General features: G+C 36.3%; 20 protein-coding genes. 13 read left to right on the top strand and 7 right to left on the bottom strand.

Annotated features, from left to right (window positions below):
- Window positions 1-322: 322 nt before the first annotated feature.
- Window positions 323-991: a type II CAAX endopeptidase family protein gene (locus tag KJS58_RS17990; RefSeq protein ID WP_213534517.1), complete on the bottom strand. Its 669-nt coding sequence runs from the start codon at window positions 989-991 to the stop codon at window positions 323-325.
- 62 nt (window positions 992-1,053) lie between these two features.
- Window positions 1,054-1,992, bottom strand: a complete 939-nt coding sequence (locus KJS58_RS17985; protein ID WP_213534515.1) for a tyrosine-type recombinase/integrase — start codon at window positions 1,990-1,992, stop codon at window positions 1,054-1,056.
- A 1,257-nt stretch (window positions 1,993-3,249) separates the two neighbouring features.
- Between KJS58_RS17985 and KJS58_RS17980 the strand changes: the two genes are divergently transcribed.
- The 9 genes from KJS58_RS17980 (at window position 3,250) to KJS58_RS17940 (ending at window position 14,181) form a co-directional block, all read left to right on the top strand.
- A complete protein-coding gene (locus tag KJS58_RS17980; RefSeq protein ID WP_213534514.1) occupies window positions 3,250-3,459 on the top strand; it encodes a hypothetical protein in 210 nt (69 codons plus the stop codon).
- A 111-nt stretch (window positions 3,460-3,570) separates the two neighbouring features.
- Complete coding sequence (locus KJS58_RS17975) at window positions 3,571-4,131, top strand: Uma2 family endonuclease (RefSeq protein ID WP_213534512.1); 561 nt, start codon at window positions 3,571-3,573, stop codon at window positions 4,129-4,131.
- 382 nt (window positions 4,132-4,513) lie between these two features.
- Complete coding sequence (locus tag KJS58_RS17970) at window positions 4,514-6,016, top strand: dynamin family protein (RefSeq protein ID WP_213534510.1); 1,503 nt, start codon at window positions 4,514-4,516, stop codon at window positions 6,014-6,016.
- Window positions 6,013-8,262 carry a dynamin family protein gene (locus KJS58_RS17965; protein ID WP_213534508.1) on the top strand — a complete coding sequence of 750 codons (2,250 nt, stop codon included), beginning with the start codon at window positions 6,013-6,015 and terminating at the stop codon, window positions 8,260-8,262. The genes KJS58_RS17970 and KJS58_RS17965 overlap by 4 nt, the downstream gene beginning before the upstream one ends.
- A 20-nt stretch (window positions 8,263-8,282) precedes the next feature.
- A complete protein-coding gene (locus tag KJS58_RS17960; protein WP_213534507.1) occupies window positions 8,283-8,768 on the top strand; it encodes a COG1361 family protein in 486 nt (161 codons plus the stop codon).
- 227 nt (window positions 8,769-8,995) lie between these two features.
- The gene (locus KJS58_RS17955; protein WP_249717595.1) at window positions 8,996-12,256 is read left to right on the top strand and encodes an ATP-binding protein; all 3,261 of its coding nucleotides are present in this window, start codon (window positions 8,996-8,998) and stop codon (window positions 12,254-12,256) included.
- Window positions 12,250-12,807, top strand: a complete 558-nt coding sequence (locus KJS58_RS17950; RefSeq protein WP_213534505.1) for an HNH endonuclease — start codon at window positions 12,250-12,252, stop codon at window positions 12,805-12,807. The genes KJS58_RS17955 and KJS58_RS17950 overlap by 7 nt, the downstream gene beginning before the upstream one ends.
- A gap of 15 nt (window positions 12,808-12,822) precedes the next feature.
- Window positions 12,823-13,257, top strand: a complete 435-nt coding sequence (locus KJS58_RS17945; protein WP_213534503.1) for an SMI1/KNR4 family protein — start codon at window positions 12,823-12,825, stop codon at window positions 13,255-13,257.
- Window positions 13,258-13,572: 315 nt separating this feature from the next.
- Window positions 13,573-14,181 (top strand): hypothetical protein, encoded by a 609-nt coding sequence (locus KJS58_RS17940; RefSeq protein ID WP_213534501.1) that lies wholly within the window; start codon window positions 13,573-13,575, stop codon window positions 14,179-14,181.
- Window positions 14,182-14,754: 573 nt separating this feature from the next.
- Here KJS58_RS17940 and KJS58_RS17935 read toward each other — a convergent pair.
- From KJS58_RS17935 to KJS58_RS17925, 3 genes are all read right to left on the bottom strand, one after another.
- Window positions 14,755-15,081: a hypothetical protein gene (locus KJS58_RS17935; RefSeq protein ID WP_213534499.1), complete on the bottom strand. Its 327-nt coding sequence runs from the start codon at window positions 15,079-15,081 to the stop codon at window positions 14,755-14,757.
- Between the two features lie 606 nt (window positions 15,082-15,687).
- Window positions 15,688-15,900: a DUF3006 domain-containing protein gene (locus tag KJS58_RS17930; protein ID WP_213534498.1), complete on the bottom strand. Its 213-nt coding sequence runs from the start codon at window positions 15,898-15,900 to the stop codon at window positions 15,688-15,690.
- 17 nt (window positions 15,901-15,917) lie between these two features.
- Window positions 15,918-17,165, bottom strand: coding sequence for an MBL fold metallo-hydrolase (locus tag KJS58_RS17925; RefSeq protein WP_249717592.1), 1,248 nt, complete (start codon window positions 17,163-17,165; stop codon window positions 15,918-15,920).
- Window positions 17,166-17,212: 47 nt separating this feature from the next.
- Here KJS58_RS17925 and KJS58_RS17920 point away from each other — a divergent pair, with 47 nt between their 5' ends.
- Window positions 17,213-17,536 carry a siphovirus Gp157 family protein gene (locus tag KJS58_RS17920; protein ID WP_160037205.1) on the top strand — a complete coding sequence of 108 codons (324 nt, stop codon included), beginning with the start codon at window positions 17,213-17,215 and terminating at the stop codon, window positions 17,534-17,536.
- Window positions 17,537-17,695: 159 nt separating this feature from the next.
- Here KJS58_RS17920 and KJS58_RS17915 read toward each other — a convergent pair whose 3' ends face one another.
- The gene (locus KJS58_RS17915; protein ID WP_191805021.1) at window positions 17,696-18,418 is read right to left on the bottom strand and encodes a C40 family peptidase; all 723 of its coding nucleotides are present in this window, start codon (window positions 18,416-18,418) and stop codon (window positions 17,696-17,698) included.
- Between the two features lie 120 nt (window positions 18,419-18,538).
- Between KJS58_RS17915 and KJS58_RS17910 the strand changes: the two genes are divergently transcribed.
- From KJS58_RS17910 to KJS58_RS17900, 3 genes are all read left to right on the top strand, one after another.
- Window positions 18,539-18,886 (top strand): DUF3139 domain-containing protein, encoded by a 348-nt coding sequence (locus KJS58_RS17910; protein ID WP_160037113.1) that lies wholly within the window; start codon window positions 18,539-18,541, stop codon window positions 18,884-18,886.
- A gap of 289 nt (window positions 18,887-19,175) precedes the next feature.
- Entirely contained in the window at window positions 19,176-19,457 is a 282-nt protein-coding gene (locus KJS58_RS17905) for a hypothetical protein (protein ID WP_201450770.1), read from the top strand.
- A gap of 2 nt (window positions 19,458-19,459) precedes the next feature.
- The gene (locus KJS58_RS17900) at window positions 19,460-19,798 is read left to right on the top strand and encodes a YolD-like family protein (RefSeq protein ID WP_160037114.1); all 339 of its coding nucleotides are present in this window, start codon (window positions 19,460-19,462) and stop codon (window positions 19,796-19,798) included.
- 11 nt (window positions 19,799-19,809) lie between these two features.
- Here the strand turns inward: KJS58_RS17900 and KJS58_RS17895 are convergent, their stop codons facing one another.
- A complete protein-coding gene (locus KJS58_RS17895; protein ID WP_160037115.1) occupies window positions 19,810-21,102 on the bottom strand; it encodes a type IV secretory system conjugative DNA transfer family protein in 1,293 nt (430 codons plus the stop codon).
- Window positions 21,103-21,250 lie beyond the last annotated feature (148 nt).

Raw genomic sequence — 21,250 nt, 5'->3', positions numbered from 1 at the left:
AAGAACAAACAAAAGCCATTTTATTATTTATTACAACCAAAACTGAGCTATCGTTTTGTCACTGGTTATTGAAGTTAGATAATTCATATAACCACTTTAAATTTTACGAATAAAATAGGCATATTTTAAAAAAACTTTAATAGAATAATAATGTAAAAGCAGCTGAGAAATAGCCACTTTTGATTATTCAATCAAAAGTGGCTATTTCAATTTTTGAATAATAATGGGCTCTATTAAAGATTAATGTTGAGAATTAAATCTCTGTATTCCATTTTTTAAATAACCACTATTGAAGGGGATGCTGATTTTTTCGCGCCAATTATTATAAAATGCCAAAAAGGATTAACCCTACGGTATTAATACCCAAGTTACTACACATATGTACAAACCAAGAAGTATATAAAGAACGCGATGCTTGGTTTAATAAGTGAAATACAATACCAGAAACAAACAATCCGATTATAGCTAATACAAAGACCCACCAGTCATACCAACCAATCATCATCGCTACATGATAGAGAGCAAATAAGGCGGCGCTTGTTATATATGTTAACCACTTGTTGCTTACATTGAAGAATACGGTCCCGAATCCTCGAAAGAAAAATTCTTCTAAAAACGAATTAATCAACGAAATGTACAAAGCTACTATTATAAAATTAGATGCACTTACGCCAACCGAATCATTTAAACTGGTTGTGATATTAGAAAAATCGATGAAAGGCTTTAATAAAAAATATCCACCTACGATGATCCCGTACACAAGTCCCCCGTAGCTCAAGGATTTTCTAAAAGAACTCTTCGAAAACTTAAATAGACCAAGCAATTCCACTTTTTTACATTTCCACAATAAAACGAAAGGGACTAGACCGAAAAGAAAAATCTTAATAAACGATTTTGGTGCGTAACCTAGTGCCCAAACAGCGTCTACAAATGCTAAGATCATGCAACTAATAACAAAATATAAAAAAGTTAAAAAGAAACGCAAAATCACTCACACCTTTTATAAAAATCATAAATTTTTCTATCTTAAAATTAATTTAATAATTTTCAACATTAACATTTAACAGATTTTAATAATAAGGGAATAGCAGGATGAATCTTACTCATTGCAAGCTCTTTAACTTCATCAGTTACATGTGTGTAAATTTGAGTGGTAGAGATATCTTCGTGACCTAGAAGCTCTTGAACAGTGCGTAAATCTGTACCGCTTTGCATTAAACTAGTTGCGAATGAATGTCTTAGTTTGTGGGCAGAAAGCCTCTTTCCAGCAAATTGAGGATATTGTTCCAATAATGCTGTGAAAGTTTTTTCGGCGATCGTTTGCACCATACGCTTACTGATTCTACCCCGGCGCTGTGATATAAAAAATGCAGTTTCTTTACTATACCAAGGTTCTAAGCGACTTGCTAAATAGGCTTGTAATAACTGATTTAATTCAATTGGAAGGGGAATGTATCTCCATTTATCGCCTTTTCCTAAAACTGCAATCCTAGAATTATCTTTATCAAAATCCGTAACGTTTAGTTTCACAATTTCACTTACTCGAAGCCCCGCATAAGCCATAAGAGCAATGATGGTTATATCACGGATAATGTGTCTACCATGGACAAGTTCTAAACACACATCTAAAGCTTCCTTTTGAAGATACGTAGGCTGCCGATTTTTCTCCACTTTTGCTTTTTCGATTTCCACTGCTGGATTGCTCATAGCAACTTTAAACTTTACCATCACTTTATAGAAAAGCCGAATAGCTGATAGACAACGGTTACGGTAACGCGGGCCAGCACCTTTTTCACGGACCTCAGTCAGATAATACATGACATCGATATCAGTTACCTCTTTTACAGACTTTCCATCCAAACTTATTAAAAAGTGTTTTACATCATGTAGGTAACCTTTCTGAGTTTCTTTCGAATATTCACGATCTTTCATATAGGCAATAAAAAGCCTAATTTCATGGTCATATTGCTCAAAGACTTCTGCATAATCCATCAGCCCACCACCTTAAAAATCGATTTAAAATGAAATTGCGTTAAATTCTTATTTAATGCAATTTAGTATAACATTAATAAACGATATAGATAAATATGGAACCTATTAGTTTATTTAGCTTCTAATGTTATTCGATTAAGTTTCATAACTCATTATAAAAACAAACAGTATTTGGTAGTCTGTAGTCTTAAGTATATAAACAACGGTAGGAGAACAATCGGTATTTGATATAGAGGAGCAACGGCATCTGATTTTTCAATGTCGTTTCTTTTTTTTTATATTATTTTAAATTGTATAAATCACAAAAAGAAAATTGAGAGCGTATATATTTAATTGATTATTGTAAAGGAGGAGATCCTGGTTAATCTATCAAAGATTCCAACTGTGACAAGGTTTGTTTGATGTTAGAGTCTGTTTTCCCAGCAAGATTGATATTAATTGGATCGAGACCATTTGACCTTATTTTAGCCATGCTAGATCTAGCTTCCATTTTACGAATCCACAACAAAAAGTGGCGTTTAGGTGCTTCTGTTGATATCAATTAGCTTTGGTTTACTCACTAAGTACAACAATGACGGAACTAAAATCGTTATTGATCACTAATTATATTTTTACAGTATATGAAAAATTAGAAATAGATTTTTCATCCGTACTTAGCTGATTTTTCCCGTCTTAAAAATTTTTAGCATGTCAAAGTGTATTAATTGATCGATTCACTAAATCTAACGAGAATCTCAACACTGGTCTTTACTACAATGAAAAGAGCAAGCAGATTTTTTACTCCCTTCTTCGACATTCATGATTTCAATATACCGAACGAAAGAAAGTAAATGAAATAAACCAAAACAAAACTCACTATTTGAAGTATTTTAATCAAACTAGTGGGCAGCAGAATAAAATGATATGCAATAGGATATATATGAGATTAAGAACGTATATTTGGAGGATGCCGGATGAAGAGAAGAGATGCCTGGAAAACCGAAGAGGACATATTACTTTTACAAACAGTAATAAAATATATCTAAGGGTAAAACACAATTAGATGCGTTTGAATATGTAGGTGAAAAGTTAAATCGATCGGCTGCTGCAGTTGGCTTCAGGTGGAATGGAAAACTACGTGCTAAGTTTGATAATCAAATAAGAGAGGCGAAAAATAACAAAAAAATATTATCAGTTCAAAGAAACATTCTTAATGAGACTAAAGAAATTAATACAGATCAATTGCAATTAAATCAGATTATTTATTCTGTAATCTCCTTGAACGATGAATATGAGCAGATGCTTTGGTCGATAAAGGATCTGAGAGATAAAATAGATAGCATTGACAATGAAATAAAAGAGATAAAGGAAGCTGAAATACTTCTACCTAGTAATAATATAGATCTAGAGAACTTAGAAGCTCTTAAAAAGATTGTGCTAAAAACTACAGAATTATTACGAAAAGAAACGAAAAGAACTGCAATTTAAATTGAGGTTCTTTCATTTATTGACTAGTAAGTCTATGAATATTGACGTCAACATGTGAATGTTAAATGATATACTGTAAGTAGCGAGATATTTACAAGGATGGTGAATAAAATGAAGATTCCAAATGAATCACCCATCACATATAAAGAATATTTAGAGTTGAAAAGTGCATCAAATAAATTGTTAGAATATATCGATGGCGTTGTTTACATGTCGCCATCTCCTAGTACGAGTCACCAGCGTATTTCCATGAAATTAAGTGTTCAGTTAGGTAGTTTATTAATGGGCAAAGAATGTGAAGTACTAGCAGCCCCATTTGATGTTGTTCTGTCTGACGAAGAAAACAATCAGAAAGTCGTAATTCCTGATTTATCTGTTATTTGTGATCCTTCTGGGTTTGACGAACAGCGATATGTTGGCGTTCCTAAACTGATCATTGAGATCATTAGCCCATCTAATCAAGCTCACGATTTAGTATTTAAGCTGAATCTTTATCAAAAATATAAAGTTCAAGAATATTGGATTGTTAATCCTCTACAAAAGTATGTACAGGTGTTTACTTTAAATGAAGATGGTCAATATGAGATTTTGGCAAATGAGAAAAGCGGAACGATTCGCTCCTTGGCAGTTCCAGGATTTGAATTAGACATTGAAAAAACTTTTGATTCTTAAGTAATTTAAAAAGAATAAGACATATTTAGACTCCTTTTCTCAAGAACAATAATTCTTGACGGCTAGGAGTCTTGTTATTTATGTACTTAGTATTATATTTCTATAAACTCATTAACATTTTGTATTGATTGGGGAACATAGACTTTGAAAATTACAAGAAAAACCAACAAATTTAAGGAATTATAACCGATATAAATAGAAGAGATATAAGAAATGGAGAAATTAAAGATTTCAGATGCAAAAATGATAGCAATACAGCTTTTTAAATTTTGCAAAAGAGCAACTCAGAGAAAGAGAGAAGAAGTTGGTTCACTTTAAAAGTACCAAGTAGGCCAGAAAGTGAGTTTAAACCTAAAGTTGCAAACTGGAGGTAATTTCATAAATGAATTTAGGTGCATTGACCAATAGAGCTGAGAGAATCAGCGGATTTTTAAATTTGGAGAATCATCCGGTAAGAAGAAAGAATTATAAATTCAGAGTGACATACTTCACACTCTTGTATGCTGCTTTGCAAGCGGGGGCCAGGAATGAAGAGCAAGTTAAGGATATATTAAATACATACAGAAAGTACTTTATTATTAAGGACAGTGATTATTACCAAATACAAACTTTTATAGATGAAGGAAATGAGAAACTCTTTGACTATTTGAGAAGTCTCATAGAAGATGAAAAATTTACACAATCTGTTTATAGTAAGTTGCTCTTCGGAGAGATGCTGTTCTTTGAATTGAATGGTAACGATGAATTTAACTTTAATTCTATCATTCGTTTGTATGCTGATTATTGTAAATTTCCTCAGTCAATGGAAGTAGAAATCAAATCATTGCTGATTAAAATGATTGCAGGCGAAGAAGTTGAGGGATTATTTAAATTAAAACGATTAAAAGTGTTTAAGTATCTTCAGAATGCAGTCAACGCATATTTGTTACAAGAACAGGTGAAATCCTTTAATGTTACAGTGATTGCCACCATGAGTTCAGGTAAATCGACTCTTCTGAACGCACTGCTTGGCAAGAAGATCTTCCCTTCTGAAAATAAAGCTTGCACATCAACTTGTTTGAAATTTACGAACAGACCTAAACAAGTCAGAGAGATAGGTTTGGCTACAGGTCAACATACAGATACCCGATGGAATCTTACATATGATGATATTGCGAGATGGAATGGCGATTCTGGTATCGAGCAGATCGAAGTAGAAGGAAATATGAACAGCATTTCAATGTTGAAAAAATTCAACATATCTTTTATTGATACACCAGGTACAAATAATTCAAGAAACCGCCATCACGAAGAAATTACGCAAGAAATTCTTGAACAAAAGAAAAGTAACGTTATCTTGTATGTCCTGAATGCTGCAAATTTGGCTCCAGAAGATGATAAAATCCTACTTCAGCAAGTAATAAAACATTTAGGAGACCAACAAATCATCTTTTTATTGAATAAGACCGATCAACTTGATCTAGAGGCAGAAGACAGTATTGCTGAGTCTTTAAATATTGCCAAAAGCCATTTGATGGAGTTAGGTGTCGCTTCTCCAGTCATTGTTCCAATATCCTCGTATGCTGCCGGATTATTCAGGGACATCCTCGATAACAGAGCTTTAACAAAGAGGGAAACGAGAGATGCTCTTACCCTGTTAGAGCTGTTCCGGATTCCGCTATATGATATGAATCAATACATTGATAGAAACCTAACAAAATCGTTACCGCCATCCGTGGTTCGTTTTAAATTGCATCGGAATATTCAAATAGGAAACAATTATATAAATTCAAAAGTAATAGATGAAGCAATTAAGAAGACAGGTATTCATATTGTGGAACGTTTGCTGCTACAAAGCATCAAAGAATCAAGTATATCCGATAATGGAAGGTGTTCATATAAATGACTGAAGTATTTATCCGCTACAACCCTTATAAAGTTGAAACACAAATAATGTACGACAATGAGGAGATTAGCCAAGAAAGTCAACTGTTCAAGTTCAAAAATGAGAGGTTGCAGGTTTGGTTGGACCAACTTATTGATATATTGATATACGAGCTTAACGAGACAGAATTCCAGGTAGTGTTCCATGGAACACTACCTGATTATGATGATGTAATCGAGGCCTGTGAGAAATATAATCAGAGCAAGGATATCAATATTCAGTTAGCACATATTCCAGCTGAGAACAATGACGATAAAATCAGCCAACTAACGCAACTTGTGAATGATATGCAGCATGGACCGTTCGAAGAGCTTCGCAGTAATGCCATTAAGAATAACTTTGAAAAGGCTCTCAGCTCAGATTTTGAAATTGCAGTAATTGCAACAATGAGCTCGGGTAAGTCGACACTAATTAACTCCTTGCTCGGTAAAGAATTGATGCCCTCTAAACAGGCAGCCTGTACTGCAACAATTGCAAGCATTAAAAACGTTCCCGGTTGCAATGAATTTATCGGACGTTGTAGTGATATAGAAGGGAACGAGATTATTCCGCTACAGACTTTGGACAGTAACCTCATGAAGGATTTCAATAACAATGAAGAGGTCTCGCATATTGAAATAGAAGGGACTATTCCATATATATCTTCTAATAGTATGAATCTGATTCTAGTAGATACTCCTGGTCCCAACAATTCCAGAAACAGTGCTCACAAAGATCATACTTACCGGGTTATCAAAAATGAGTCCAAACCATTAGTACTTTACGTGCTGAATTCCACCCAGCTAAGCACAGATGATGATAATAATTTGCTTTCTACTGTGGCGGAGCAGATGAAAAGCGGGGGAAAACAATCAAAGGACCGATTTATTTTTGCAGTTAACAAAATCGATTTGTTCGATCCTGAACGAGAAACTATCGAGGATACCTTAAAGGAAGTCAGAGACTACCTGCAAGATAATGGGATCATAAATCCTAATATCTTTCCAGTCTCCGCAGAGACAGCAAAGCTGATCCGGATGGAACAAAACGGGGATACTCTGACGCGCAAGCAGCAGCAGACACTTAATGCGCATGACTTTTTTATTGAAGAGCCTCAGATGCACCTAGTTAAATATGCTCCGTTGAGCAATACAAAGAAACGAAAACTTTTAAGTCAAATCGAACATGCACAAAGTGAAAATGATACTTACGCCGAAGCTTTGATCCATTCCGGGATTCCGTCCATTGAAGAAGCAATCAATGAGTATTTAGACAAGTATGCGGAAACTTCAAAAATTACAGCGGCTGTGAACTCCTTCAAAGATGTTGTTGAAGGTAAAAAAATAGAGCAGCAGTTACAGGAACAAATGTCCAGCAACGAGGGATTACGGAAGACAATTAATGCACAAATGAAACGCATTCAAGAAGAAATTTCTAAAGGACAGAATGCAAGTGCCTTTAAAGAACGGATCAACAATAAGAAATATGATATTCGATCTGTAACGAGAAGGATCGAGGGCAAGGTACATACCAAAATTGATGATTTTGCGTCGCTATTTAATAACGAAGGGAGCATCGAGGTATCCAAAGCCAACAAAATTATTACTAAATTAAAAGAGGACATCTCCTCCCTACAAAGCGACATTAAGACTGATCTAGAGATTATCATTCTAGCAACCATGCAAAATGACGCAGAACAATTGCTAGAAGAGTATCGTAATTATGTAAAGGACCTAATTGAAGTAAGTGGTGATAGCCTCCAGCGAGATGAGTTCCGAATTTTTGCTGCTGATATTCCTGACGCAGAAACGTTGGTAGAAAATCTGAAATATGAGGAAACAGTTGCTGATGGGAAAAGGTGGGTGAAGACATCAACTTGGTGGAATCCCTTAACCTGGGGCTCAGGATACAGTGTGCCTAAATATGCCACCAAAACTTTTGTAAATGTAGACCGGATCGCAGAAGAAGTAATTAATCCAGCAAAACAGGATTTGTTAGATAACATTAATGAAGCACAGGCTTACCTAGACAATGAAGTTACCAAGTTAAAGGTGTTTTTTAATATAGAGATTCACCGTCTGGAAGAATTGTTATTACTGAAGGTAAATGAAATGGAGGAACTGTCAAATGACAGTGAAGTGCTGAATGCCAGGATCAAAGAGGACCGAGAAAAAAGAAAGTGGCTTCATAGCTTTGTTGAACGTCTAGAGAAAATTTTAGAAATTTAGAAAAGGATGTGACTGGAATAGTGTTTGAACCGCAAAGTTATCTAGTAGATGCTGTAAAAAAACGTGATATAGAACAAGTAAAAATTGCCCTAAGCACATATCTATCCAAAAATCCGACGAATGAGCAAAATGAAGTCATGCAGGCAGCAGAATATGCTGAAAGCCGACTGTCTGATCCGCTTTGGGTAGAGCATGACGGTCTGTATATCGAACCGGACTCCAGCAAGTGGACCACAGATTATCTGGGTCAATTGAAGAGCGACCTTGGCTATAATTTCTCTAAGGAACGGTTCAAATTCATCCTTGAAGTCGGGAAAAAGGTCAGACCCTTAAAACGAAACTTCTCACAAGCTTCATCATCACCCGAAACAATAAATACAACAAATATACCTGTAAGGGTTACCGACATGGGAAAGCCGAATACAAAATGGCTAGTGATAGCGGGACTTGGAGGAATAGCGATACTGGGAGTAGCTCTGTTCCTGTATACCAGAAATCACAATTAGGAACAGAGTCTGTGCCTGCGCCAGGCAACCACGATCCTGCCAGTAATACAACTACTAACCACAGCTATAATGAAAATAGCGGGCACGCCTTACTTAATGTTGTAATTAAAAAGAAAAACCGATTCAATCTGTCCAAAATTTGGACAGAGAAAAACAGAAAAAATTACAACTCACAAAGCCAGAAATCGAAAACATCAAACCGTAACTTAAAATAGAAGGTGAATGGGATGAACAATATTTCTGATATGGTAGAAATAGACGGTAGGAACTTCAAAGATTTAGAAGAGGCATTTGAGGTTTCCCTCGATTTAGTACAGAAGAATTATTTGGATGAACTGCATCTACGCAACGTTGTTCCTGTTCCCAAGCATATTAGCGAATTAACGACTCGAAACAATATCCGGCTGTTCAAGATGAATAAACTGACCTTTGACAGACAGGAGAACAATCTCGATAAGATTATGACTGTGTACAACACACTTGGGAATGTTTCCGGTTCGCTAGTTATGATTATCAATAGCGACGGTAACCACACCAATCTTTACCTAGGTACCCGGACGAGTTCCAAGGAACAGGATGTGAATTCAGCGAAAGAAGCTCTTAAGAAAAGCTTTGAAGGAAACTTTCCGGGAAGTGATATTGAGAACTTAAATAATAGTGAAATTGAGAAAATAATATCTTCCATATTCACTTCGGAGTTGTCACAGAATGAGAACATCATCTCTTCTGTCTCAGGTATTCCTTCGCTGAAGGATCAGGATAAAACCAAGTTTGTTCAGGGGCTTGAGAAACTTGTCGATGCGATGAAGGGCGAAGAATTCTCCGCCGTTTTTATAGCAGACCCAGTCCTACACAGGAACATTGATGAAATTAAACTCGGTTACGAAAATTTATACTCACAATTAGTCCCCTTCGCAAAATGTGATCTGAGCTTTAATTCAAGCGACAGTATGGCGATTTCAGAAGGGATGAGCAAAGGTGTTACGGCAACAATCAACGAGAGTCTGACCAAAACGCAGAGCTATACCCAGGGATCATCTGAAACGGAGAACCAAACAGAGTCTGACACCAAGACAACCAATTGGGGGGGGGCGCTTGGAGGATTAGGCGCAGCGGGAGGATTTTTACTTGGTGGACCGGCCGGGGCTGTGATAGCAGGCGGAATATCTGGTGCGGCCGGATCATTAATAGGCAGTTCGACAGACGGCACATCTCATTCGCAGTCCAAAACTACCAATCAGTCGAAGAATGAGGGAGAATCTGATACGCGTGGAAAATCCGACTCCACCTCTACCCAGGAAAGCTCATCTGAGACACAGACCTTCGGTAACTCTAGAAACCTGCAAATACAATTTGAAAATAAGACGGTAACCAATTTGCTGCAAAAGATCGATGAACAATTACTCCGGCTGAAAAGCTCCGAAGATTTCGGTATGTGGAGTTGTGCCTGTTATTTCATTGCACCAAGTGTTCAAACTTCTCGAGTAGCAGCAAGTACATATAAAGCTATTATGCGTGGTGAAAACTCAGCGGTTGAGAACTCATTTATTAATACATGGGACAACAACAATAAAGCTAATCTATTGGAAGTTGGAAAGTACCTAAAGAAATTCAATCATCCACTAATTGAGATGAAAGTTAATACTGGCCTGCAATTACCACATATCTCCCCAGGATCGTTAATCAATGGCAAGGAGTTAGCGCTTCAAATGGGATTTCCCCAGAAATCGCTAAGTGGGCTTCCTGTCATTGAAACTGCTGAATTCGGAAGAGACATCATTACCTATAACGAGGCTAAAGAATATCAAAATACGATTAAGCTGGGTAACGTGTTTCACATGGGGAGGCCGGAAAGTACAAACATCGAGATTGATGTTAATAGCCTTGCGTTGCATACTTTTGTTACCGGTTCTACAGGTTCCGGGAAATCGAATACGATCTACCAGATGCTAAATGAGCTTGTCAGAAAAAACATTCATTTTCTAGTCATCGAACCGGCTAAAGGTGAATACAAAAAAATATTTGGCGGCCGAAAGGACGTATCTGTATTTGGCACCAATGCAAATTTCACGGAGCTGCTCCGGATTAATCCATTCCGATTTCCCTCTCAGGTGCATGTGTTGGAGCATATAGACCGGATAATTGAGATCTTTAATGCTTGCTGGCCAATGTATGCGGCTATGCCAGCGGTGTTGAAAGAAGCAATTGAACGGACATACATCTCCATCGGGTGGGATTTAGAAGAATCCTTTTATTTTGGAGAAGAGGCTCAATACCCGACATTCTATGATCTATTAACAATTCTGCCAGTCATCATTCGCGAGTCTGCATATTCCGAAGAGGTAAAGAGCAACTACACCGGTGCACTCGTGACTAGAGTGAAATCAATGACCAACGGCTTATTCGGTAAAATATTCACTGATAATGAAGTCGCGAGCGAAGTTTTATTTGACCAGAACTGCATTATCGACTTAAGCAGGGTGGGTTCGGTTGAGACGAAAGCACTAATTATGGGGATTCTGTTTATGAGGCTTCAAGAGTACAGAATGTCAAATGACAGTCCTATCAACAGTGAACTGCAGCATGTGACCGTTATTGAAGAAGCGCATCACCTGCTACGACGCGTTACTTCTGAGCAAAGCCAGGAAGGAGCCAATCTGCAAGGCAAGTCGGTTGAAATGATTGCTAATGCAATTGCCGAAATGAGAACCTATGGGGAAGGGTTTATCATTGCAGATCAAGCACCTAATTTATTGGACAGGTCGGTCATCAGGAACACCAATACAAAAATCATTTTAAGACTGCCAGATGAATTGGACCGATCGGAGGTCGGTAAAACTGCCAATCTAAATGAACATCAGATTAATGAGCTTCCTAAATTACGCACCGGCGTTGCTGCTGTGTATCAAAACAACTGGCTGCAGCCGGTACTATGTGAAGTGAGTGAATTTAACAATTTTCAGCCGTATTTGCTAGAAAAAAGATTAGATGTTTCAATTCAGACTTCAAATCGGGAAATGTTAAGCCAGTTGCTCGAATTACTGCTACTGGAAAGGGTCCCAGAGAACAACCGAAGTAATCTCGCCTCCTTTGAAACTGACCGCCTGAAAAAATGGCTAATGGGTTGTTCTATAGATCACTCTATCCGGAAATACCTTCTCCATGATCTAGAGTATTTTGAACTGAATCATAAAATGAAGTTATGGGAACAGAAAAACTTTGAGGAATTGTCACGAATTGTATCCTCACTGATTCCGCAAAGAATAGGCCTCATTCAATATGCCAAAACCTCCGAAAATCTTACGGAATGGAATAGAAGATTTATTGAAGGACTCAGAAAGTATACTTCGTTCTCGAATCCGGAAGCCTATGATTCAGCAGTAATGCAGTGTCTGCTTCAAGATAAAGCCCAGGAGGACCCAAGATTTAAAGATTTTTATTATCTATGGATTGAAGAGCAGAAGGAAGGAGAGGTTCGCGTATGTTAGAGACGCTTTCTTCTATAAGTATGAACTGGGAGACAATGAAGGAAGAGGTAAGTAAGGTTTCCTCTGATGTTCCTAGCTTCGCAAAAGATCTAAAACCAAGTTCCATTACAACCTTTGACGAGGCCAATGAACCACTTTATTTGAAGACCAGAAATGAGGGGTTGGATGGAGAGAGGCATCCTGAGACGAATATCCCCTTCCAAGAAAAAGTAATACTGACCTCGGAGGGTACCTTTACCGGTGTCTTTCCTGAGTTTCCTGTTACATATGAGATGGAATTAGATGAGTCATTATATCTTGAATCGGATGCTAAGCAATTTAAAATAGCAACACAATCGCTGAATGAAGCAATTAGCAGCAACCCTGACTTGAAGGCAAATTTTGATGAACGGCAAATCGAGCAAATCAATAACGGCAAAGTGCCGGAAGGCTATGTCTGGCATCATAATGAGGAGCCAGGGATGATGCAATTGGTAGAACGTTCACTTCATGAAAATACTGCACACACAGGTGGAAGGTCCATTTGGGGCGGCGGTTCCGATAATAGATAAAAAGGAGGCTTATAAATGAATAATGTAAAGTGGATTCTTGCAAAGAGTGAGCTTTCTCGAGCGGATGTATTGAAAGTGGAGGAAGCACTAGGCATTTCTTTTCCGTCTGATTATGTCGAATGCGTGTTACTGAGGAATGGCGGACAACCAGTACCGGATACCTTTGATTTTAAAGATAGAAAGGAAGCCGTGTTCAATTCTTTAATTGATCTTAACGTAAGGGAGAAACGAAACGTTCTAGAGGTACATAATAATTTGAAGAACCGCCTTCCTGGAAACGTCTTTCCGTTTGCTGATGACCCGTTTGGTAACTATCTGTGTTTTGATTACCGTGAAGGAAACAATCCCTCTATTGTATTTTGGGATCATGAACAATTAGTTGACGGAAGAGCAAATGTGCTGTTTGTTTGTAATTCTTTTAGTGATCTGCTGGATAAGTTATACTCATAGGCAGTCTTCTGTATTTAGAAATCGGTAAGTTATTATTACTAACCACTTTGCATTTTGACGCTAACCACAAGAGCGTCAATGAACCCGATTTGTTTGGCTCTTTTATGAATAGAAAGAGTGTGGCACTCGGATTGACAATCCATAATTTCAGTATTAACTCAGGCACTATGATTAGTTGGCTAAAATTCACTTTTTCATATTGATGTTAGCCGTTCAAGTTTTGCTAAAAGTTTGTTCAGTCATTCTATAATACCAATATAATTGTAGAGAATAAACGATAGCGGGTTAGTGAGTACACTTATGAAGGAGACAATAATGAAACGCAAACTATTGATCTTTATAACTTTGATACTAACATTATTGGTAGGGTGTAATTCAAAAGTGGAGAGGGAGGAATATATTGCTAATGTCTCATTTTTGACTCAAAAAATTACTGTCTCCTCTGCAACTTCCGAAAAAATAATTAATAGTTACTCAAGACTCTGGCTTAAAACGATTGAGAACGGTATTACAGTAGAAGATTTTGCTGATATATTGGAAACGACAACTTCTGAAGTTAACTCTGCATATAGTGAGTTTCACAACGGTATTGGACTTCTTGAAAATAATACCTATTCGAAAGTTACAAACTTTAATGAAGCAATTATCGTAGCAGGGAAGTACTACGAAAATACTGGTGAGATTAAAACGTTAAACACATTAAGAAAGGATATTCAATCGCTAATAAAAGAATTAGCCTCTCCACCTACAGAATATGAAAGTCTTTATGATGAACTTTTTCAACTTTATAAAAATTATGAAAGCTATGTTGATCTTGCAATAAATCCAACAGGGAATTTACAAAGTTATACCAGTAACTCCCAATCTTTAGCAACTGAAATTATTTCTGGAGTAAGAGCAGTTAATGCTAAGATGCCCCAATGAAAATATAAAGAAAATTAATGCTTATTGTGAACTAAAACCCCGTAGATAGACGTTCTAAAAAAACTACACTCCTAACAATAGGAGTGTAGTTTTTTATGGCTAAATATACTGTAGAGGAAAAATTACAAGCAGGCAAAAGAGGTTCATATGACATTGCTAATTCGATCGGACAGAAAATAAGGCAATACTTAGTTGCTAAATGATATAAAGGATTTTACTAAGATAAAATAATTAGGTTGTGCGGAAGGTACACCCGGATACCCAATCTGATCGAGAGTATTTGATCAAGCTCTGACATGGTTAAAATTCAAAATGAGAAAGAGGTTTCGCTGTTGTGATGGATGTATTCTAAAACAAAAAGTTCAAGGATAATGAAAAAAGCATAAAATATATATTCATAAAATTAGGATTTTGTACACATGTTAAGATTTATAACTTGTAATCCTATTTCCGGCTTTAGCCAGTTAGTTGAGTTGAGTGCACATTATTTATATAAAATTATGGTGTGGTTTTTGGTCTATAAATGTAATTCTTCCCTAAATAAGAAACAAATAAACCAGCACTTGAATTTTTTCAATAAAAAAGATGTATCAGTTCCACGCTGACTTCGTTTGCAATCAATCTTCTATTTTGTATCATTTGGTTAATAAGGTGCCTCGCTCTATTGATATCCCACGTCACTGTGTATTCACCGTTACAGTGAGGAAAGTACATTGTCTCTTCAAACATATGATGGCTGTTTAAAAGGTATGGCTGACTATTATCTGCACTTGCCAGTTCATTCTTATAATTTGCAACAATGTCCACCAAATTAGGATACTGATTCACAATCTGTACCCCATTCAATTTAAAAACGGATTCATCAATAAAACTGTCTAATAAATTCCCTAAAGTATGCAAGAAAACACCTCTCTTTTTTCATTATAGGTAACTCAGTACATAAAAGCCTGCTACTTAACAATGAGCAAACAACATGCTTACTTGTTCTATTGGGAGCTATCGTTACCCGTTACTGAAAAATTTGATTATATCGAGCGGATCTTAATGAAATAGCTGAGGAATTAATTTAGAGACATGTCTTTTTATCTTAATAGGATTACTGTTGTCCCTCTACATGGTTTGTGTCCAAAACTCCTTTAGACCAGCATATTGATATACCTTTAAGTCCTTATTATTCGACCTATCCCCTTATCATTTGTCATATTATCTCATATTTTACATTTTAATTCAATTATAAGTCTGCCAACTAGATAATCAAAATGATAAAAATGAAAGATTAGAAGAAGTAGATGGCCAGTGTGACGTAAAACAAAAACATAGCTTCATTCAGCTTAGGGAATACTAGTTTAATCCAGAGCCTGTAACCCTCCTACTTAGGAAACGAACTGAAGATGACAAGCGTATCCAAGGGTTTAGTCCAAATACTATGAAATAAAATAAACCCGACTTCTACAAACGAAATCGGGTTTTTATAAGCAAACTATACATGTAGAAATAAATTACCAATCAATCTTCCCAAACATCGTCCATAAGCTTCTTAATCTGCTTCTTACGATCCTCTGTTTCCGTATGATCTGGCTTCCATACTCCCTCTACTAAAGTAACGACATCCCCCGAACTCACAGAAGCATCAACAGCAGACATAGGAACATCATGTGTCTGGCCATCGATTTCAATTACCGCAAAGTCACCTTCAAACCGATCAACGATTCCCCTCAAATGTACCTGCCTCCTTCTTATCTTTCACAAGCGATACCGTCTTTATCTCGATCGAGTTTCGTGCTATAACCAGGATCACCTTCGTAAAGCGGTGCCTTCCCAGCTTCTCTTACTTCGGTACAGTTCTTATAATAAACATTCGTGTTTGTTTCCGTCTTTGTTACTGCAGTGTCCTTATTACTCGTCGTTGCTGCAGGTTCCTTTTTAGTTGAAGTGGTATCTGATTTTTGACTGTTTGTTTCTTTATCTTTCACCGATGTAGTATATTTCCATTCACTAACAGATGGCTTAATGGTCGTTCCATCGGACGTAAATACAATCGTTCCCTGCAGATCGTTACGATAAATTTTCACATTCTTATTATGAAGTCTCTTTAAAATGTTATCCGTCGGATGGCCATAACTATTGTCACCTACTTGAATGACAGCATACGTAGGATTAACCACATTTAAAAAAGCCTGGCTGGTCGATGAATTGGATCCGTGATGGCCTACTAATAGCACATCTGATTTTAAATTCACACCGCTGTTTATCATATCGCTTTCGCTTCCAGACTCCGCATCTCCCGTAAATAGAAACGAGTTTTTGCTAAAAGCAAGCTTAACAACTGCGCTCATTTCATTTTTATCATCATAGCTTTTAACGGGAGCAACCATCTTAACATCAAGCTGATCATCTAAATCGATCGTTACACCTGCTTTTGCTGTCGTAACTTTAAGACCTTTATTTTGAATTGAGGTAAGTAAGGATTCAAATGTTTTTGTGTTGGAAGACACTTTTGGCATATAGATCTTACCGATATCAAAAGCATCTACTACCGCATCAAGTCCTCCAACATGGTCAGCATCGGGATGCGTTCCAATGAGAACATCGACTCTCGATACACCTTGTTTTTTTAGATAGCTAACCATACGCTGCTCATCATCATTATTTCCTCCATCGATCAGCATCGTTTTACCACCTGGTGTCTGTATAAGCTGAGAAGCACCTTGCCCTACATCTATGTAATGAACGGTTAGTTTACCTGTAGGAGTAGCTGTGGAAGGTTTGGCTGCTTGTGTAGTTGTTTCCTCTTTTTTTTCTTCATCTTTCGTTGTTTCATCTTTTGTTGTTTCTGTCTCTGATGAATCTTTATCTGAAGAAGTACTATTGGAAGAGTTATTATCGTCCTTACTTAATGCTGGATCTGTTGTCTGTGGAATAGTGCTACTATTGTCTACCGGTGTTATTGTTGTTGATCCGCATCCACTAAGGATAAGAAACACTAAACACGTTAGTAAAACAAAGTAACTATTCTTGCTAAAAATCAGATATCGAAGCATTTAAGGCAGAAGAAAAGCGACTAGCAAAGAAACGTAAATATCTTGAGAACAAAAATAATGGACTTAAGTCATACACTCAGAGCGTCCTAGAAGTGAATAAGATTGATAAGGTAAATGCAGGAATGTTTAAAGTAAAACTACAGAAGAATCCTCCATCAATCAATGTTTTAGATAGCAATAAAGTTCCAGATACATATAAGATTGCACAAGAACCTAAGATTGATAGTAAGAAACTGCTGAGTGATGTGAAGAATGGTGTAGTGATTGAAGGAGTAGAGCTTATTACAGATAGGCAACATCTGAGAATTTTGTAAGAAACCAAAGCTAAGTGTTGTGTCAAGAGGGGACAAATTCCAACATACCTTCTTGAGAACGAAAAATTTGAATTAAGAAAAAATAAAGATAAGAGGATAGAAAATATAAAAAGATGATAACTGTATTCTTAACAGTATCATCTTTTTATGAAACTTATATTATGGTACGTATGTAATTTGGGCAGTATCCCTAGCTGATAATACTAACTCCATCGGTGCTAAAGGTTTCCAAGCAAACATTGGTGAAATTGTTGTATCGGCTCCAAAATAATAAGCCTGCCATACAAATTTAGAACAGTAATTTGGATCCAAAACTAAGTATCCACTTAATACATCGTATTCTGCTTTTGGATATTTATCCATGTACCAATTTGCCCATTGAGCTGCAGCTATAGAGGCATTATAGTCATTATGTCTTAATACATAAATTTCGCTATTCTGTTCAAAGAATACTTTCAAAGGTTCTTCTTTAGGGTCAATTCCTACACCTGGGAAATGTGTAATACTTGATCCAGCATTAGTAACTATTGCTGCATGTCCTACCCAATTAGCAGGTTTAGGTCCTCCATTCTTCTTAGCTACCAAGATATCACCTGAACGAGCTACAATTCCATTATAGCTTCCTGCACGAGAGCCACCATTAATATATTCATCTGCAGTGACAACTGCTCCTCTACTTTCTATATCTTTCATTATAGAGTTAAACTGCTGTTCCATCTCTTTAATTTCTTCAGGTGTGTAAAATTGCGAATACATATTATTTTCTTCTTGTGTAAATCCGTAATTACCGATTGGAAGTTCATCTGCAAAACTTTGCGGTGCATAAGAGCCTAACAAAACAATAAACACCATAAATCCAGTTAATAGTTTAATTTTCTTCATATTAATAATTGCTCCTCTACATTGTATTAAATTAGTATATTATATTAATATGAATTTTGGTATACTTTTATTGGAAAAGATTAATATTTTATTAATAAAAAAACTGAAGGGGAAATTTATTTGAAAAAATTAGGATTAATTAGCGCATGGACCATTTTTGGTCTTGTATGCATTGCAATTGGTTTTGTTGTTTTTACTCTGTACTCTCTTAATACTCCACCAAAGAGTGATCCAGAAATTGTCGCATATAACGAGGAAAGAGTAATGAAGTACTTGATTGAGGACAAAGGTTATTCTGAGAGCGATATAGCTAGTATTGAAGCTAAAAAGATGCCGAAATCTTCCGGCTATGAAACCTTTGTTGAATTCTCAGATGAACTTGACAAATTATATGCTTACAAATTAGAAGAAGACGGTGAAATAAAACAGAACGGAAGTACTGGAGGGGCTTATAAGCATAAAGAGTAAATAATAATAAATAAATATTAATCTATCAAAAAGACGTTACTATAACCGGTGCCGTCTTTTTAGTTTGTAAATATGACACTGCTCAATTATTCATTGAATAAAATGCGTGTTTTATGATAATAACGAGTGAGGAAACGGGAGTATAAGGGAGCATAAGTGAGCATTTGGAAGATGTGATTTATCAAAAAAACGATTTGAAATCAAATAGCAATAAAATACATTGATATAGGAACGGATGTTTGGTTATAATAAACAAAGCAAACAAATGTTCTTATAGGAGTGATGCAACATGTTACCTGACTATGAACGGAAAGTGCATAGGATTCTATACAACTACATAAGCCAACGTGGAAGAACTCCAACTATACGGGAGCTGGAGATTAAAACAGGACAGAGTACTAGTCGTATAAAAGAAGCGCTACTTCTGCTTGAATCAGAGGAGTTTATATTGTGGGAAGATAAATCTACACTGGAGAATATTATCTTATTAAAAGAGTGGGAAGATGAAAGCAATAGACCAAGAACTTACACATCTCCACATGGAACTATAGATTATTGGACGGAGTATTAATTATGGCGAAAAAACTATTTGATAATGGATTGTTTGAGAGCTCACGTATGATATTGCCTGAACACAGAGATGCCTGGATAAGAATGGCGAACACTAAATTAGCAAGATTTAAACCAACTTTAGACGATCAGGAAATACAACGAATAGAGTATGAAATTGTGCGTTCGTATAATAGAAGAGAAAAAATAAAGCTTGTCTTATTCGATCCATACGAGGATAAAGAAATTACAGGTATAGTAGTTGCTTTAAACACTTATAAACGTGAAATTAAATTTTTAACTGCAGAAGATGATTGGAAATGGATTTATATTAAGGACATTATATCTGCATCAGAAGAATAAAGAGTAGACCATCATTCAGTTGATGGTCTTTTTCTTTTGGAGGCATCTCCAGGCAATTTAGTTATAAAACGTGCATAGCCATTTACATTCTTCACGTAATTCAGAGCATGATAACGAGGTAAATTCATCAAATCTTCTTCAGTGAAAGGATGTAATTCGCTTTTTAATTCATCGAAATTTTTCTTATCGGAACCTGCGATAATAATATAAGATGCATTGGCACTGCGGAGCTCATCTCTCATTATTTTGAGTTGAAGGAGATAATGGCAACTGATGATCGATTTGAGTATAAATTTAGACATTTGAGACAGTTTACTGGTAAGAAACTTTTCAGAATGATTGCACTGATAAAGTTCATCGATAACGATATTTACCTTAACTCTTTTCGATTTATCCTTTATTTGTTCAGCTCTAATCTGTGCTGCCAACCATACTTTCGTGAGAAAGTATAAGACCATAGTGTCCTTTTCTGACTCCACAGTGAACATGTGTTGAGGGAGCTTGATCGTAATCAATTGGTTCTTCTGCATCTCTTCAACAAAATCTATGTTATTGGATGTATCCTTTTTAAGCATTAGTTCTGTGTAGCTATTTCTTTTTAGTACGTTTAGTCGATCAAGAATTCCTATGATTAGATTAGTCTTAGTTCCCTCAACTATATCCTGCTTATTGTAATCATCTAATTCACGTAGATTTTCAATATACTCCTCCAAGAACTCAAGTTGATGCCTTGGAACATTGTGTATGAATCTTCCACGTATTTTGTGATTTTGGAGCACTCCAAACACGTCTTTGATACTTCCATTGTTGATAAAGGCGATTAAACTAGCTGATTCTAAATATCGTTCCATTTTAGGACTTAATCGGCTGTCGTCAGCATTGATCGAATTTATCAAGGTTAATAAGTTAGTGGTTTGACGTTTTGCATTTTCATATTGTTTAAATGGAGTGTCTGAATTACCAGAATTCACTTCGTTATAGCCTAAGCCTTGTAAAGCTTCTATATTGTCACATCTGATTTCTAACACCTTGTCTTTGGGAAAACACTTTGCAACCTCATCACTCATCTGACATGTTTCGATGAAATCAAAAATTATGCAACATTCTCCATTTTCAATAGCATCAACACATAAATTGCTGATTAATGTACTTTTCCCTGCCCTACTGGGTCCTATTAACAATGTGAGGAGATTTCTAAATTCAATATCATTACTAAGGTATGCTTTTTGTGATTTACCTTTGTAAATATTCTCCCCGATACACATTACACCACTCTGTAGATCCTCTGGGACTTCCGTCTCCAAAGATTCCACCCGTTCTATAAAATTATACCTTTCCAAAACATCCCTACCAGCTACACAAAGGAAATTCTGTGCTTCTTCATCTCCTATTAGATTTCGTGTGGTGCCCGTAGAGAATCCCCCATACTTAAATTACTTATTGCACCTGTCA

This window comes from Paenibacillus sp. J45TS6, from assembly GCF_018403285.1.
Taxonomy (GTDB): Bacteria; Bacillota; Bacilli; order Paenibacillales; family Paenibacillaceae; genus Paenibacillus.
This window is presented reverse-complemented; position numbering and strand designations above follow the sequence as displayed.